14 protein-coding genes are annotated in these 15,932 nt (G+C 59.5%); 9 read left to right on the top strand and 5 right to left on the bottom strand.

Annotated elements, in window-relative coordinates; all coding sequences use genetic code 11:
* Positions 1-891 (top strand): pseudouridine synthase, encoded by an 891-nt coding sequence (locus EQV90_RS14550; protein ID WP_127195840.1) that lies wholly within the window; start codon positions 1-3, stop codon positions 889-891.
* 68 nt (positions 892-959) lie between these two features.
* Here EQV90_RS14550 and EQV90_RS14545 read toward each other — a convergent pair whose 3' ends face one another.
* Together EQV90_RS14545 and mobA are read right to left on the bottom strand one after the other, a co-directional pair.
* Positions 960-1,181 (bottom strand): YgdI/YgdR family lipoprotein, encoded by a 222-nt coding sequence (locus EQV90_RS14545; RefSeq protein WP_003446602.1) that lies wholly within the window; start codon positions 1,179-1,181, stop codon positions 960-962.
* Positions 1,182-1,287: 106 nt separating this feature from the next.
* Entirely contained in the window at positions 1,288-1,857 is a 570-nt protein-coding gene (gene mobA / locus EQV90_RS14540) for a molybdenum cofactor guanylyltransferase MobA (protein ID WP_003446603.1), read from the bottom strand.
* A gap of 79 nt (positions 1,858-1,936) precedes the next feature.
* Between mobA and moaB the strand changes: the two genes are divergently transcribed.
* Complete coding sequence (gene moaB, locus EQV90_RS14535; protein WP_240878319.1) at positions 1,937-2,476, top strand: molybdenum cofactor biosynthesis protein B; 540 nt, start codon at positions 1,937-1,939, stop codon at positions 2,474-2,476.
* Complete coding sequence (gene glp / locus EQV90_RS14530) at positions 2,460-3,686, top strand: gephyrin-like molybdotransferase Glp (RefSeq protein WP_240878318.1); 1,227 nt, start codon at positions 2,460-2,462, stop codon at positions 3,684-3,686. The genes moaB and glp overlap by 17 nt, the downstream gene beginning before the upstream one ends.
* Before the next feature lie 91 nt (positions 3,687-3,777).
* Here the strand turns inward: glp and EQV90_RS14525 are convergent, their stop codons facing one another.
* Positions 3,778-5,226 (bottom strand): mannose-1-phosphate guanylyltransferase/mannose-6-phosphate isomerase, encoded by a 1,449-nt coding sequence (locus tag EQV90_RS14525; RefSeq protein WP_240878317.1) that lies wholly within the window; start codon positions 5,224-5,226, stop codon positions 3,778-3,780.
* A 180-nt stretch (positions 5,227-5,406) separates the two neighbouring features.
* Between EQV90_RS14525 and yegS the strand changes: the two genes are divergently transcribed.
* The 3 genes from yegS to EQV90_RS14510 all read left to right on the top strand — a co-directional run bounded on the left by yegS (position 5,407) and on the right by EQV90_RS14510 (position 8,225).
* A complete protein-coding gene (yegS, locus tag EQV90_RS14520; protein WP_240878316.1) occupies positions 5,407-6,336 on the top strand; it encodes a lipid kinase YegS in 930 nt (309 codons plus the stop codon).
* Positions 6,337-6,418: 82 nt separating this feature from the next.
* The gene (locus EQV90_RS14515) at positions 6,419-7,354 is read left to right on the top strand and encodes a chemotaxis protein CheV (protein ID WP_161720058.1); all 936 of its coding nucleotides are present in this window, start codon (positions 6,419-6,421) and stop codon (positions 7,352-7,354) included.
* A gap of 64 nt (positions 7,355-7,418) precedes the next feature.
* Complete coding sequence (locus EQV90_RS14510) at positions 7,419-8,225, top strand: MOSC domain-containing protein (RefSeq protein WP_240878315.1); 807 nt, start codon at positions 7,419-7,421, stop codon at positions 8,223-8,225.
* Positions 8,226-8,307: 82 nt separating this feature from the next.
* Here the strand turns inward: EQV90_RS14510 and EQV90_RS14505 are convergent, their stop codons facing one another.
* Positions 8,308-10,236, bottom strand: a complete 1,929-nt coding sequence (locus tag EQV90_RS14505) for a transglycosylase SLT domain-containing protein (protein WP_003446610.1) — start codon at positions 10,234-10,236, stop codon at positions 8,308-8,310.
* A gap of 214 nt (positions 10,237-10,450) precedes the next feature.
* Between EQV90_RS14505 and EQV90_RS14500 the strand changes: the two genes are divergently transcribed.
* Positions 10,451-12,367 carry an ATP-binding cassette domain-containing protein gene (locus EQV90_RS14500; protein ID WP_003446611.1) on the top strand — a complete coding sequence of 639 codons (1,917 nt, stop codon included), beginning with the start codon at positions 10,451-10,453 and terminating at the stop codon, positions 12,365-12,367.
* A 74-nt stretch (positions 12,368-12,441) separates the two neighbouring features.
* Here the strand turns inward: EQV90_RS14500 and EQV90_RS14495 are convergent, their stop codons facing one another.
* Positions 12,442-12,894: a universal stress protein gene (locus tag EQV90_RS14495; RefSeq protein ID WP_003446612.1), complete on the bottom strand. Its 453-nt coding sequence runs from the start codon at positions 12,892-12,894 to the stop codon at positions 12,442-12,444.
* A 106-nt stretch (positions 12,895-13,000) separates the two neighbouring features.
* Here EQV90_RS14495 and EQV90_RS14490 point away from each other — a divergent pair, with 106 nt between their 5' ends.
* Together EQV90_RS14490 and fadB are read left to right on the top strand one after the other, a co-directional pair.
* Positions 13,001-13,438, top strand: a complete 438-nt coding sequence (locus EQV90_RS14490) for a hypothetical protein (RefSeq protein ID WP_240878314.1) — start codon at positions 13,001-13,003, stop codon at positions 13,436-13,438.
* A 341-nt stretch (positions 13,439-13,779) separates the two neighbouring features.
* The gene (gene fadB / locus EQV90_RS14485) at positions 13,780-15,927 is read left to right on the top strand and encodes a fatty acid oxidation complex subunit alpha FadB (protein WP_127195845.1); all 2,148 of its coding nucleotides are present in this window, start codon (positions 13,780-13,782) and stop codon (positions 15,925-15,927) included.
* The last annotated feature ends 5 nt before the right edge of the window (positions 15,928-15,932 follow it).

Raw genomic sequence — 15,932 nt, 5'->3', positions numbered from 1 at the left:
ATGTCGACCCAGCCTTTCAACGCCGCCGAGCACCAAGCCAGCACTTTGTACCTGCCTGCCGGTAGCTGGCTGACCGTGCTCGATTGTTTGTGCGAGCATTTTCGCGCCATCAGCCGCGAGCAATGGCTTGATCGCATCGCCCGCGGCCGGGTGCTGGATGCTGACGGTGCGCCGATCAGTGCGCAGTTGCGCTACAAGGAAGGCCTGCGCATTCACTACTTTCGCGAAGTGCCCAACGAGACTCCGATCCCGGTGCAGGAAACCATCCTGTATGCCGACGAGCATTTGGTGGTGGCGGACAAACCGCATTTCCTGCCGGTCACGCCGGCGGGCGAATACGTTGAGCAAACCTTGCTGCGGCGCTTGATTCGTACCCTGGGCAATCCGCACCTGGTCCCGCTGCACCGCATCGACCGGCACACGGCTGGCCTGGTGCTGTTCTCGGCCAATCCAGAAAGCCGGTCTGCTTATCAATCGTTATTTCCCACGCGCAAGATCGAAAAACGCTACGAAGCGATTGCCAAAGCCCTGCCTGACCTTGAGTTGCCACTGGTGCACAAAAGCCGGTTGGTGGCGGGCGAGCCGTTTTTCCGCATGCAAGAAGGCCCGGGTGCCAGCAACACCGAGACCCGGGTCGAGGTGTGTGAGAAAAACGCCGATTTGTGGCGATATGCGCTGTATCCGGTGACGGGCAAGAAGCATCAGCTACGGGTGCATATGGCGGCGCTGGGGGCGGGGATATGCAATGACCCGTTCTATCCGGACGTGCTCAAGGATGCACTTGATGACTATGCCAACCCGTTGAAGTTACTGGCCCACAGCCTGCGTTTCGCTGACCCGTTGACGGGGCAGGAGCGCTACTTTGAAAGCCGGATTCATCTGGACTGGTAAACATCCCCCGCAGGCAGCCCCAGAAACAACAAAACCCGCACCAGGCGGGTTTTGTTTTGATGCGAGGCTTACAACTCTTTAACGGTACGAATCTGGTCTTTGTTGATGCGGGTTTCTTTACCGTCCAATTGTTTGAACTGGTAGAAGCCTGAATCTTCATCGTACTTTGGCGTGTCGATTGCCTGGATTTCACGACCGTCGTTGAGCGTGATCACTGTTGGCGAGGCGCAGCCGGCAAGGGCGGCCATGCCAGCAGCGAGCATGAGGGCGGCGAGAGTCCGATGAGTCATTGTGGTTCTCCAACAAATTAAAGTGCTGTTATAGATCTATCTGTCCCTGAGACGTATACAACGTCCGCAAGTTCCCTGGCTAGGGGCACAAGTGCAGCATGCCCGGTCAATCCAGTAGGTCAGGGGTGTTGAAATTGCTAAGCCGGGGGTCATTCTCTGCGCATTGCCAGGCACGGGCATTGAGCTGGAGCATGATTTTACGCGGGCTGCGCTCACCCGCGAGCCATGCCTGCTCGAAAGCCTCAGCCAGTGCCGTCGGGATCACACAGAACAGCGGCTCCCAGTGTTCGCCGTGGTGCACCATACAGGGTTGCTCCGGATATTGGCGGGCGGCGTTGAGCAGGGCGCAGAGCAAGTCACTGTCGACCCTGGGGGCGTCACAGGGCAACACCAGCAGGTGCGAGTGCCGGGCAACAGCCAGCCCGGCGCGGATACCCGCCAATGGCCCGGCAAAATCCTCATTGCCGTCACTGACCAGCACGTCTGCATAGTCTGCATACAGTTCGCGGTTGCGGTTGCAGGAAATGATCAGGTCATCGGTCAGCGGCCGCGCCACGCGCTGGGCGTGGGCGATCAGCGGCAGGCCCTGCCACATGACCAGGCCTTTGTCCTGCCCGCCCATACGCTGGCCACGGCCCCCCGCCAGCAACAGAATGGAGCATTGAAACTCGCTCATGGATGGACTCCGCGCAACCAGGCAAAAGAAGCGCTGTGATATAACACCGGGCTGTTTCTCCTACAACTGGACCTCGTCTATGAAAGCCAAGGTTGATGTGCCTTTCGTGCCTTTGAACATCGCTGTTCTGACTGTCAGTGATACCCGTACTCTCGAAACCGACACCTCAGGCCAGGTCTTTGTCGACCGCCTGAGCGAGGCCGGGCATCAACTGGCGGCCCGGGTGCTGCTTAAGGATGACCTGTATAAAATCCGTGCCCAGGTCGCGACCTGGATTGCCGATGACAGCGTGCAAGTGGTGCTGATTACCGGGGGCACCGGTTTTACTGCCCGTGACAGCACGCCAGAAGCGGTGAGCTGTTTGCTGGACAAGCAGGTCGATGGTTTCGGCGAGTTGTTCCGGCAGATCTCGGTGGCCGATATCGGCACCTCGACCGTGCAGTCCCGGGCCCTGGCCGGCCTGGCCAATGGCACGCTGGTGTGCTGCCTGCCGGGCTCGACCAACGCAGTGCGCACCGGTTGGGACGGGATTCTGGCCGAGCAACTGGACTCGCGTCACCGCCCATGTAACTTCGTGGCCCATTTAAAGCAGGCGCCGGCCTGTGATACCCGTGGATAAGCCGGGTCGCACCGGCGAGCTGATGCCCGTCGAAATCGCCCTGGCGCGATTGCTGGCGTTGGCCGAAGCAGCTCCAATTCGCCACACTGAATCGCTCGCGCTAGCGGCCTGCGAAGGCCGGGTGCTGGCCCAGGATCTGATCTCCACCCTGGATCTGCCGCCATGGCCCAACAGTGCCATGGACGGTTACGCGCTGAACCTGGCCGACTGGTCCGGCATGCCGCTGCCGGTCAGCCAGCGAATTTTTGCCGGTCAGGCCCCCGAACCTTTGGCGGCGGGTACCTGTGCGCGGATCTTCACCGGTGCACCCGTGCCCGCAGGTGCCGATTGCGTCGAAATGCAGGAAAACGCTCAGGTCCAGGCTGATGGCCGGGTAGTGTTCACTGAAGCTTTGCACGCGGGTCAGAATATTCGCCCCCAAGGGCAGGAAACCACTGTCGGGGAGATCGTGCTTGCCGCGGGCACCCGTTTGGGCCCGATCGAGCAGGGGCTGGCGGCGTCTTTGGGGTGTGCCGCGCTGGATGTGATCAGGCGGGTCAGGGTTGCGGTGTTGTCCACCGGCGATGAACTGATCGAGCCGGGCCAGGCATTGGGCCCGGGGCAAATCTACAACAGTAATCGCGTATTGCTGTGCAGCTGGCTGACGCGCCTGGGGTGTGAAGTGGTCGATGCCGGGATCTTGCCCGACGACTTGCCGGCAACCCGTCAGCGCCTGGCAGAACTGGGGGCGGTGGACCTGATTCTGTCCACCGGAGGCGTATCCGTCGGCGAGGCTGACTTCCTGGGTATTGCGCTGCGCGAAGAAGGTGAACTGGCGTTGTGGAAGCTGGCAATCAAGCCGGGGAAGCCTCTGACCTGCGGGCATTTTCGGGGTGTACCGGTGATTGGCCTGCCGGGCAATCCGGCATCGACCCTGGTGACCTTTGCACTGCTGGCGCGGCCTTACATCCTGCGCCGCCAGGGCGTACAGGCCGTCGAGCCGTTAAAGTTCCAGGTGCCGGCCGGGTTCGTCTGGCCCAAGGCGGGTAATCGCCGTGAGTACCTGCGTGGCCGGCTGGAGCAGGGGCGGGCGGTGATCTACAAAAACCAGAGTTCGGGTGTTTTGCGCAGTGCAGCCTGGGCCGAAGGGCTGGTGGAAGTGCTTGAAGGGCGAACCCTGGTTGAAGGTGACCTGGCAGGCTTCATCCCGTTAAGCGAAGTGTTGGGTTAAATCCCCGAAGACCTGCAGGCGCGAGCTTTTTATCGAGCTTAAATTGAGTAGTGAGCTCGGTATTCTTCAGAAGCTCGCTCTTGCAAAACGCTTACCGTGCCACAGGCACCCGGCCATAAATGTCGCTCAGGCGCACTATGTCGTCTTCCCCCACGTACTCACCGCTCTGCACCTCAATCATCACCAGATCAACCGCCCCGGGGTTGACCAGGCGGTGGGCTCTGCCAGGTTTGATAAAGGTCGATTCGTTACTGTTGAGCTCAAACTGACGGTCGCCATTGGTGACCTGGGCGATGCCGCTCACCACAATCCAGTGTTCGCTGCGTAGCCGATGCATTTGCAGGGACAGCGCACCTTGCGGTTTGACCACGATACGTTTGATTTTCAGCCCCGGTCCTTCTTCGAGCACCGTATAGGTGCCCCAGGGGCGGGTGACGGTGCGGTGCAGGCGATAGGCATCGTGGCCCTGAAGCTTGAGCGCCTGGGCGATGTATCTAACATCCTGGCTACGCTTGGCATCAGCGACCAGCAAGGCGTCAGGGGTATCAATGATGATCAGGTCGTTGAGCCCGACCCCGCCGACCAGACGTGTGGGCGAGTTGATATAGCAGTTGTGCACATCGTGCAGAACGCTTTCACCATTGCACTGGTTGCCGTTGGCATCCGCCGGGCTCAGCTCACGCACCGCCTGCCATGAGCCGATATCGCTCCAGCCCAATTGACAGGGAACCACCGCCACTTTTGTTGAACGTTCCATCAGCGCGTAGTCGATGGAAATATCGGGTGCCAGGGCGAAGGTGCGACTGTCCAGCTCAAGGTGCAGATCCTGTTGCCCCTCAAACGCCTGACTGTGTTCAAGGCAGTGGCTCACTGCCGCCAGCACCTGTGGCGCGTACTCCTGGAGTTCACGCAGCAGGCTGTCGACCCGCATGCAGAACATGCCGCTATTCCACAGGTGCTGGCCGCCGTCCAGAAATTGCCGGGCCGTGATGGCATCGGGCTTCTCAACAAATTGCGCCACCTGGAACCCGTCACCGTTCAGCGCCGGGCCTTTTTCTATATAGCCAAAGCCGGTTTCTGCCTTGCTCGGGCGGATGCCGAAAGTCACCAGCCAGCCCTGGTCGGCCAATCGCCGTGCGCTGTCGACGGCGTCGGCAAAGGCGGCCAGATCGGTGATCAGGTGGTCGGCCGGCAACACCAGCAGTTGCGCGTCCTCGCCGTAGCGTCGAGCTACGTGTAATGCGGCAGCAGCAATGGCCGGGGCGGTATTGCGTCCCACGGGCTCAAGAATGAAATCCAGAGCCACGGCGCCATCGTTCAGTGGGCGATAGTCATCAAGGGTGCGGAAAAACACCTCGCGACTGGTCACCGTCAGCAAGCGGTTGACGTCTGCCAGGCCAGTTGCCCGATGGAAGGTCTTTTGCAGCAGGCTCTCGCCGTCGGGCAGGCGCATAAAGGGTTTGGGCATGGACTCACGGGACACTGGCCAAAGCCGGGTGCCAGCGCCTCCGGCGATGATGCAGGGAATGAGTGTGCTCATTCAGAAGGCCTCTGGCGTCAATGGGCTGCTTTGGGCGGTGGAGTTTGACCGGTTCTGCGCGATTGATCGACTGGTTGACGACAATAGTGCGGTATCGGGCAAATAAGTCGTGGCAGCATGGGTCTTTTCGGTTCGGCTGCTGTCCAAAAATTCAGACCGCTTTTGTCGAGGGAGATAGAGATGAGTGCAGGTAAGGCATTTTTGATTTTGCACGGTAAGCAAGCGCTCAACGAAGACGTGCGGGCTGCGGTGGAGCAACGGCGCGCCATGGGCTGGGAGCTGACAGTACGCCTGACATGGGAGACCGGGGATGCCCAGCGGCTTGTGCACGAGGCTCTGGAGGCGGGCTATGGCCAGATCATCGCGGGCGGTGGCGATGGCACCTTGCGCGATATTTGCGAGGCCCTGGCATTGGCCGATACCGAGGCCGGTCTGGTGCTGTTGCCGTTGGGCACTGCCAATGACTTTGCCCGGGCTGCCGGTATCCCGCTGCAACCCGATGAAGCCCTGGCCTTGCTGGACGTCCCCGCCCAAGCCATCGATCTGGGGGAGGTGGGTGGCCAGATATTCTTGAACATGGCCACGGGCGGCTTTGGCAGCCAGGTTACGGCCAATACCTCGGAAGACCTGAAAAAGGTGCTGGGCGGGGCGGCCTATCTGTTTACCGGGCTGACGCGTTTCACCGAACTGCACGCCGCGTATGCCGAGCTGCAAGGGCCGGACTTTCACTGGCAGGGTAATTTGCTGGCGCTGGGGATCGGCAACGGTCGCCAGGCCGGTGGCGGGCAGGAGCTGTGCCCACAGGCCCTGGTCGATGACGGTTTGCTGGATATCAGCATTCTGCCTGCACCCCAGGAAGTGGTCAGCACCTTGAAAGAGTTGATGGCCGGCGGCTGGAGCCTGGATAACCTGTTTGTCCGGGCGCGTGTGCCCTGGGTTGAAATCAAGGCGGCCGAGGGGCTTTCAATGAATCTGGATGGCGAGCCGCTGGAGGGTGATGCCATGCGCTTTGAAGTACGCAAGGGCGCGTTGAAGGTGCATTTGCCAGAAAACTCTCCACTGCTCAGCACGTCGACCCCACTTGATCCCGCGCAACTGCAGGAGGGATGACAGCAGCAACTGCCAGTCATAAAGAATCAGCCAGGCCGGCCGATAACCCCGGGCATCAAGCCCTTACGCCCAGGAGTTATTCATGGCCGGCATTCTCGACACGGTAGATCAGCGGACTCAGTTAGTGGGAGAAAACCGGCTGGAACTTCTCATGTTTCGCCTGGCGGGCCGGCAACTGTTCGCGATCAACGTGTTCAAGGTGCAAGAAGTCCTCCAACTGCCCAAATTGACCCTCATGCCGCACCGTCATCCTCATGTGTGCGGTGTGGTCAACCTGCGCGGCAAAACCCTGCCGGTGATCGATCTGTCCCGGGCGATCGGCATGCGCCCGGTGGTGCCGGGGCCCGACAGCACGATCATCGTCACCGAGTACAACCGTTCAGTTCAGGCGTTCCTGGTGGGCAGCGTGGACCGTATCGTCAATATGAACTGGGAGGCCATTCTGCCGCCGCCGGGCAGTGCCGGGCGCCAGCATTACCTGACCGCGATCAGCAAAGTCGATGAACAGCTGGTGGAGATTATCGACGTGGAAAAAGTGTTGGCCGAGATCGTCCCGTACAACGCCCGGGTCTCGCGCGAAAAACTGGCAGATCCGCTGCTGGAGCAGGCCCGTGGCCGTGAAGTGCTGCTGGTGGATGACTCCAGTGTGGCGGTGGCGCAATTGCGTGAAACGCTGTCGCAGTTGGGGCTCAAAATGCATGTTGCCAGCGATGGCCTCAAGGCCTTGAATATGCTCAAGGCATGGGCGGACACAGGCCAGGTCATGACGGACAAGTTGCTGATGATTTTTACCGATGCCGAAATGCCGGAAATGGACGGTTATCGCCTGACCACCGAAATTCGTAACGACCCGCGTTTGCGCAGCCTGTACGTGGTGTTGCACACCTCGTTGTCGGGGAGCTTCAACGAGTCGATGGTGAAGAAGGTCGGCTGCGACAACTTTCTCTCCAAGTTCCAGCCGGACAAGCTGGTGGATGTGGTGCGTCAACGCTTGATGCTGGAGCAAGTGCCGGCGTAACTTCGGGGGAAAAACTGATTTTTGCTCGTATACTTTGGCTTTTTAACTCTCTCGAGGCAGGCCAATGTTGCGTCTAAGCGCGCTTTATCGTTTTCCGCTGAAATCCGCCAAGGGCGAAAGCCTGCCCCAGGCCCGTCTGGACCGGCTGGGCCTGGTTGGTGATCGACGCTGGATGCTGGTCGATGAAGCGAGCGGCAGGTTCCTGACCCAGCGTGCCGACCCTGTAATGAGTCAGCTGTCGGCACTGTGGAACGCCGCCGGCGGTTTGACCCTGAATGCCCGGGGTTTTGACCCGCTGGACGTGAAGGTGCCGGATGCCGAGTCGAATCTGCGGGGTGTCACCATCTGGCGTGACACTTTGCGAGTACCGGATGCGGGCGACGCTGCCGCTGACTGGCTAAGCCGCTTTGTCGAGAAGCCGGTACGGCTGGTGCATGTTCCGCTGGAGCGTGCGCGCACCACTGAAGCGGGCTATGGCCGTGATGATGACAAAGTGGCGTTTGCCGATGGCTACCCGCTGTTGCTGATAGGTCAGGCGTCGCTGGATGATCTTGGCGCCAGGGTCGGTCGCGAACTGGACATGCTGCGTTTTCGGCCAAACCTGGTGATTGAGGGCAGCGAAGCCTTTGCCGAAGACGGCTGGAAGCGCATCCGCATTGGTGATACCGAGTTTCGTGTGGTCAAGTCCTGCTCGCGTTGCATCCTCACGACGGTTGATCCGCACACCGGTGTGCGTGATGAACAGCGCGAGCCGCTGGCCACCTTGATGACTTATCGCAAGCAGGCAGAAGGGACTATGTTCGGTCAGAACCTGGTGAATGACGGTAACGGTGTGCTCGAAGTCGGCATGCCGGTAACCATTCTGGAGTAAACCCTTACCCTGTAGGAGCGAGCTTGCTCGCGAGCTGTTAAAAGCTCGCGAGCAAGCTCGCACCTACAGCAAATCGGTGTGTTTACTGGTCGTCAAAATAACGTTCGTGCCAGTCCACCAGCGGCTGCGGTACGTTGAGCTTTTGGCCGTAGATCACCGAATAAGACAGTACGTTCTGCACATACTGGCGTGTTTCGTCGAACGGGATGCTTTCGATCCAGACATCAAAGCCCAGGTGGTTTGCACCCTTGAGCCATTGGCGAACGCGGCCGGGGCCGGCGTTGTAGGCCGCGGAAGCCAGCACCCGGTTGCCGTTGAACTGGCCATGGACCTGACTCAGGTAGGCAGCACCCAGCTGGATGTTTTTGTCCGGGTTGAGTACTTGCTGTGGCGAGGCCAGCGGAATGCTGAATTTGCGTGCGGTTTCTTTGGCGGTGGCCGGCATCAACTGCATCAAGCCGCTGGCGCCCACACCCGAGCGGGCGTCATCCATAAAGGCACTTTCCTGGCGGGTAATGGCAAATACCCAGCTCGAATGCAGCCCACGAACTTTGGCTTCTCGTACCAGCGTGTCGCGGTGTGCCATCGGGAAGCGAACATCCAGGTCATCCCAATACTGCGCTTGCGCCATGGTACGAATGGCGGGGAAGTACCACTTCAGGTCGTAGGCCAGTTTGGCCTGGGCGACCATTTCATCGCGGCTGAACAAGCGGCTGACGTAATACCACTCACGTCGGCCATCGACGATTTGTCCGCGCTCATGAAATTCCAGTGCGCGCTGCACGCCGGGCGTGTTGCGTACTTTATTGATCAGCTGCGGGCTGAGCATCAGCGGCTTGTTATTGAGCTGATACGGGGTCTGGGCCCGGTCGGCGGCCAGAAAGCCGTAAAAATCCCGCTCACCGGCGACTTTTTTGAACAGCGCCAGCGCTTGCGGGTTTTTAGGCTCGGCCAGTTCAAGGCTGCGGGCTTGCCAGTAACGCCAGCGGCTGGTGGTTGCCAGGTCCTGGGGCAGTTTGGTGGTCAACTGGTAGGCGTCCTGCCAGCGTGCCAGGCGTAACAGCAGGCGCAGACGCCATTCGGTGACCGTGTTGTCCCGCAGTTCCGGGTCGTACTTGGTCATGATGTCCAGGCCGCGACTGTCGTAGCGACGGGCGAACGTCAGGCCGATTTCCCGGGCTATGGCGACTTTTTCGTCCCGCGAGAAATGCATGCTGCTGGCGTAGCTGTCGAGCAGGGATGCGGCTTTTTCCGGGTCCTGGCGTGCCAGACGGCGCAGGCCAAGGCCAACGGCATCAGACATGGCTTCGCTGGCGGGGGCGAAGCGCGACGGCTGGCTGAGCATGTCGGGCTTCTGGGCCACATCAATCATCAGCCTGGCTTGTGGGCCCAGCGTGTTGAGGCCGTTGGCCAGGGAGGTGGCAAGCCCGTAGTTGCGCGCTTCAGCTGCCAGCTTGACCCGCTTCCAGCGTTTTTGCTCGGTCAACTGGCCTTCGGCGGCCCACTGGCTGAACAGCGCGTCGCAGGCGGCAGGCTGTGCCTTGCCGACCATCCACAGTTTTTCGGCGTTGGCATAGCCTTCGGCCTTGAGGTTGTGCTTGAGCTGATACTGGCCGTTGAGGCAATCGAGTTCGGTGAAATTGAGCTTGGGGTCGTAATACTTTTCAAAAGTCGCCCAGTCGCCGCGCTCTGCCAGCCAGCGCAGCCAGCGCAACTTCATCCAGTTGGCCTGGGGCAGGTCGCCGTGTTGGGCCAGGAACTGCTCGATTTCAGGGTTGCTGGCCGACTTCAGACGTGCGGTCAGCTCGTCGTAGGCCAGATAGGGGGTCAGGGGATAACTGCGCAGCGCGGCGGCATTTTGAAAGTAAGGGCCGGAATCACCCTTGGCCAGGGCGCGCTTGGCATCATCGTAGAGCTGACGTTGTTGAGTGAGATCTGCAGCGTGGGCGGTTTGCACGGCGCAGGTAGTGAGAAGCAGGCAGGATAAAAAGTTGAAAAGACGACTGCGCATGTGGCTTCCGTACAAATGAAAAACGCGACAAGCGCAGGGCGACCCGCGCTGATTGTGCCGTAGCTTAGCCTTTTGCCAGCGCCCCGTGAAAGCCTTGCCGGCCAACCGGTGCTACTTGGCACTAAATGAAGGGTAGACGGGGCCGTACAAGAAATACCCGGCCGCCTGGGGGCTCAAATCAGGTAGAATGCGCGCCCAGTTTTTGGAGAAGCTCATGACCCTGCTCAAATTCAGCGATGTGTCCCTTGCTTTCGGCTCTATGCCGTTGTTGGACAAGGTGTCCTGGCAGATCGCCCGTGGAGAGCGGGTGTGCATCATCGGCCGCAACGGCACCGGAAAGTCCAGCATGATGAAGCTGGTAAAAGGTGATCAAAAACCCGATGACGGCTCTGTTTGGCGCGCGCCCGGCCTCAAGATTGGCGAATTGCCGCAAGAGTTGCCTGCGGCCGACGAACGGACCGTGTTCGACGTGGTTGCCGAAGGTCTGGACGGTGTTGGTGAACTGCTCGCGCAGTACCACCACCTGAGCCAGAACATCGTTACCGATGCTGACCTGGACAAGCTGATGCACGTCCAGCAAGACCTCGAAGCCCGCGACGGCTGGCGCTTGCAGCAATTGGTAGACAGCACCCTGAGCCGTCTGCAGTTGCCGGCTGACAAAACCCTCGCCGAATTGTCCGGCGGCTGGCGTCGTCGCGTCCTGCTGGCACAGGCTCTGGTTTCCGAACCGGACCTGCTGCTGCTCGACGAACCGACCAACCACCTGGACATCGGTGCTATTGCCTGGCTCGAAGAGGCCTTGATGGGCTTCCAGGGCGCGGTTCTGTTTATCACCCACGACCGTTCCTTCCTGCAGAATCTGGCCACCCGGATTCTGGAGCTGGACCGTGGCGGCCTGATCGACTGGAACGGCGACTACGCCAGCTTCCTGGTGCACAAAGAAGCCACCCTGGCAGCTGAAGAAACGGCTAACGCCCTGTTCGACAAGCGTCTGGCCCAGGAAGAAGTGTGGATCCGCCAGGGCATCAAGGCGCGCCGCACCCGTAACGAAGGCCGTGTTCGCGCCCTTAAAGAGCTGCGCGTTGAGCGCAGTGAGCGTCGCGAACGCACCGGCAAGGCCAATATCCAGCTTGATACTGCCGACAAGTCCGGCAAGCAAGTGATGGTGCTGGAAAACGTCAGCTTTGCTCACCCGGGTGGTCCGTTCCTGCTCAAGGACTTCTCCATGGTGCTGCAGCGTGGCGACCGTATCGGTCTGCTGGGCGCTAACGGTACCGGTAAAACTACCCTGCTGAAGTTGATGCTGGGCGGCCTGGTGCCTACCGAAGGCACGGTTGAAGAGGGGACGCGCATCGACGTGGCTTACTTCGACCAGTTGCGCCATCAGCTGGATCTGGAAAAAACCGTGATCGATAACGTGGCCGAAGGCCGCGACTTTATCGATATCGACGGTCAGAGCCGCCACGTGCTCAGCTACTTGGGTGACTTCCTGTTCAGCCCTCAGCGTGCCCGCACGCCGGTCAAGGCGCTGTCAGGTGGTGAGCGTGCCCGTCTGTTGCTGGCCAAGCTGTTCAGCAAGCCAGCCAACCTGCTGGTGCTCGATGAGCCGACCAACGACCTGGACGTTGAGACCCTGGAGCTGCTTGAAGAGGTCTTGCTGACCTTCAAGGGCACCGTGCTGATGGTCAGTCACGACCGGGCATTCCTCGACAACGTGGTGACCAGCACCCTGGTATTCCAGGGCGAAGGCAAGGTCCGTGAATACGTCGGTGGTTATCAGGACTGGTTGCGTCAGGGCGGCTCGCCGCGCCTGTTGGGTGTTACCGAGAGCAAATCCGGTAAGGCCGACCTGACTTCGGCAGTGGTCACCGCAGCACCGGCTCCGGCCGCCGCTGCACCTGCACCGGCAGCGAAAAAGAAGCTGAGCTACAAGCTGCAGCGCGAGCTGGAAGCCTTGCCAGGCGATATCGATGCGAAAGAGCAGGCAATTGCCGCCGTTGAAGCCGAAATGGCTGATGCGGGCTTCTATCAGCTGCCAGCCGCCAAAACGGCTGAAGTCATCGCCCGGCTTGAGAAGTTGCAAGCCGAGCTTGAGCAGCTGGTTGAGCGTTGGGCCGAGCTGGATGCCTGATTGAGCACCTGCTGAACTGAAAAAGCCCGGCCCTTTGAACAAGGGGGCCGGGCTTTTTTACTGTTGCGGGAGGCTTAATCAGGTTTTTTCAGGCTGACCGCCAGCACATCGCACGGAGCACCATGCAGCACATCGTTGGCAGTGGAACCCAGCAGCAGTGCCAGGCCGTGACGGCCATGGCTGCCGACCACGATCAGGTCGCAGTTTTCGGCTTTCGCGAAGCCATGGATTTCCTGGCGCGGCTGGCCATAGGCGAGTTTGCAGTTGTCTTTGGACAGTTGCGGGTAGATATCGATCAGGCGTTCAAGGCGTTCCTTGGCCTGATCAAACTGTTGTTGTTGCAGTTGCGACAGGTCCATCGGAACATCGCCGCCAAAGGCCATGGCCATAGGCTCGACGATGTGGATCAGCGACAGTTTGGCACCGTTGGCCTCGGCGCTGGCGCTGGCGCGATAGATCACCGGATCGCATTCTTCGGTCAGATCGACGGCGACTAGAATGTGGGTGTAAGGCTTTGGCGTGGACATGTGCGGCGCTCCTGTAAATGGTGAATTGTTATGAGTATGGCCCTTTTTGTAGAGCCTTGGTTCAAGTCAGGGTCAACTCGTTTAGTCAGGTAATGAGAGTACAGATATGACGGTATGGATAGTGGTGTCAATCCTGGCGCTGGTTCTTAGCCCCCTGGCATGGTTGCGGCCTTCACGTAATCAGAGTGGCCGGATGGATCTGCGCATGGAGGCGCGGCGCATGGGGCTGGCCATGCAACTGGCGCCCCAGGAGTGGCCGCACTGGCTTGAGCCGGAGCCGCCGAGTTCCTGTGCGCAATACCATCGCCCGCGCCGCAGTACTAAGCCTGATGTATGGTGCTATTGGCAATCGGCTCCGGGGAAATGGCTCAATCGCTGGCAGGAAGAATGTGTGGATGAGCGCTTGCTGGCGCAGTTTAAAAAGTTGCCGGCCAACGTCTACAAAGTTGAGGCCGATGCGCAAATGATCGTGCTGGTATGGGGCGAACGAGGCGATCCTGCGGTCTTGAAGGCCATTGATCAAGTGCTCCGGGCGCTGGCGTAGCGCTTGTGGAGCGAGCTTGCCTCGCGATGCAGGCACTGCGTTTTGCTTGAAACACCGCGGTGATGCAATGGCGGGGCAAGCCCGCTCCTGCAGGGTGGTTTTGTCATCGTTGTTTTGGACAATTGACAATCGCGGGCTTTTCCCTGAAGGTGTCGACACCCAAATCAAACGGGCGTATGAATTGAGCGTTTGTCTTCCTCGACGGCGCTCACAGAACCCCGACTATCGCGTTGGCGGGTGTGCCTGGCGGCCTGGCATCAACATTGACGCAAAGGTCAGTGACAGCCAGACGCTAGCGTCCGACGTGTACTGTTCAGCTTCCATATCGTGGAGATCAGTTGATGATTTACGAAGGTAAAGCCATCACGGTTACGGCTCTTGAAAGTGGCATCGTCGAACTCAAGTTCGATCTCAAGGGTGAGTCCGTCAACAAGTTCAACCGTCTAACCCTGAACGAATTGCGTCAGGCAGTGGATGCGATCAAGGCAGATGCTTCGGTCAAGGGTGTTATCGTTTCCAGCGGCAAAGACGTGTTTATCGTCGGCGCAGACATCACCGAATTCGTCGAAAATTTCAAGTTGCCGGATGCTGAGCTGATCGCGGGTAACCTCGAAGCCAACAAAATCTTCAGTGCTTTCGAAGACCTCAATGTACCTACCGTTGCGGCCATCAATGGCATCGCGTTGGGTGGCGGTCTGGAAATGTGCCTGGCAGCGGACTTCCGCGTCATGGCCGACAGCGCCAAGATTGGCCTGCCTGAAGTAAAACTGGGCATCTACCCGGGCTTCGGCGGCACCGTACGTTTGCCGCGTCTGATCGGCGTTGATAACGCTGTTGAATGGATTGCCTCGGGTAAAGAAAACCGCGCTGAAGACGCCCTGAAAGTCGGCGCCGTTGATGCTGTTGTCACCCTGGACAAACTGGGTGCAGCTGCGCTGGACGTGATCAAGCGCGCCATCAGTGGCGAGCTGGACTACAAGGCCAAGCGCCAGCCAAAGCTTGAAAAACTCAAGCTGAACGCAATTGAACAAATGATGGCTTTCGAAACCGCCAAAGGTTTCGTCGCCGGCCAGGCCGGACCAAACTACCCGGCCCCGGTTGAAGCGATCAAGACTATCCAGAAAGCCGCGAACTTCGGTCGTGACAAGGCGCTGGAAGTTGAAGCCGCAGGTTTCGCCAAACTTGCAAAAACATCGGCTTCACAATGCCTGATCGGGTTGTTCCTCAACGACCAGGAATTGAAGAAAAAGGCCAAGGCCTACGACAAGATCGCCAAAGACGTGAAGCAGGCAGCCGTACTCGGCGCTGGCATCATGGGCGGCGGTATTGCCTATCAGTCGGCTTCCAAAGGCACGCCGATCCTGATGAAAGACATCAACGAACACGGCATCGAGCAAGGTCTGGCAGAAGCCGCCAAGCTGCTGGTAGGTCGCGTTGATAAAGGTCGCATGACCCCGGCGAAAATGGCCGAAGTGCTCAACGGTATTCGTCCGACCCTGTCTTACGGTGATTTCGGCAACGTCGACCTGGTGGTCGAAGCTGTAGTCGAGAACCCGAAGGTCAAGCAGGCCGTACTGGCTGAAGTGGAAAACCACGTCCGCGAAGACGCGATTCTGGCGTCCAACACTTCGACTATCTCCATCAGTTTGCTGGCCAAGGCCCTCAAGCGTCCGGAGAACTTTGTCGGCATGCACTTCTTCAACCCGGTGCACATGATGCCGCTGGTTGAAGTGATTCGTGGCGAGAAATCCAGCGACCTGGCTGTAGCAACCACCGTTGCCTACGCCAAGAAAATGGGTAAAAACCCGATCGTGGTCAACGACTGCCCGGGCTTCCTGGTCAACCGTGTGCTGTTCCCGTACTTCGGCGGTTTCGCCAGGCTGGTCAGCGCCGGTGTCGACTTTGTGCGCATCGACAAAGTGATGGAAAAATTCGGCTGGCCGATGGGCCCGGCGTACCTGATGGACGTGGTCGGCATCGACACCGGTCACCACGGTCGTGACGTGATGGCTGAAGGCTTCCCTGATCGCATGAAAGACGATCGCCGCTCGGCGATTGACGCTCTGTACGAAGCCAAGCGCCTGGGCCAGAAGAACGGCAAGGGCTTCTACGCCTACGAAGAAGACAAGCGCGGCAAGCAGAAGAAAGTCGTTGATTCCAGCGTACTTGAAGTGCTCAAGCCGATTGTCTACGAGCAGCGCGACGTGACTGACGAAGACATCATCAACTGGATGATGATCCCGCTGTGTCTGGAAACCGTACGCTGCCTGGAAGACGGCATCGTTGAAACTGCGGCCGAGGCCGATATGGGTCTGGTTTACGGCATTGGCTTCCCGCTGTTCCGTGGCGGCGCATTGCGCTACATCGACTCGATCGGTGTTGCACAGTTCGTGGCCCTGGCTGATCAGTACGCTGAACTGGGCGCGCTGTACCACCCGACTGCGAAGCTGCGCGAGATGGCCAAGAACGGTCAGAGCTTCTTCGGTTAAGCGCC

The sequence above is a fragment of the Pseudomonas sp. TMW22089 genome (assembly GCF_022496645.1).
Lineage (GTDB): Bacteria > Pseudomonadota > Gammaproteobacteria > Pseudomonadales > Pseudomonadaceae > Aquipseudomonas > Aquipseudomonas paraversuta.
Note: the sequence above shows the minus strand (reverse complement) of the source record. Positions and strands in the feature narration are given on the sequence as shown.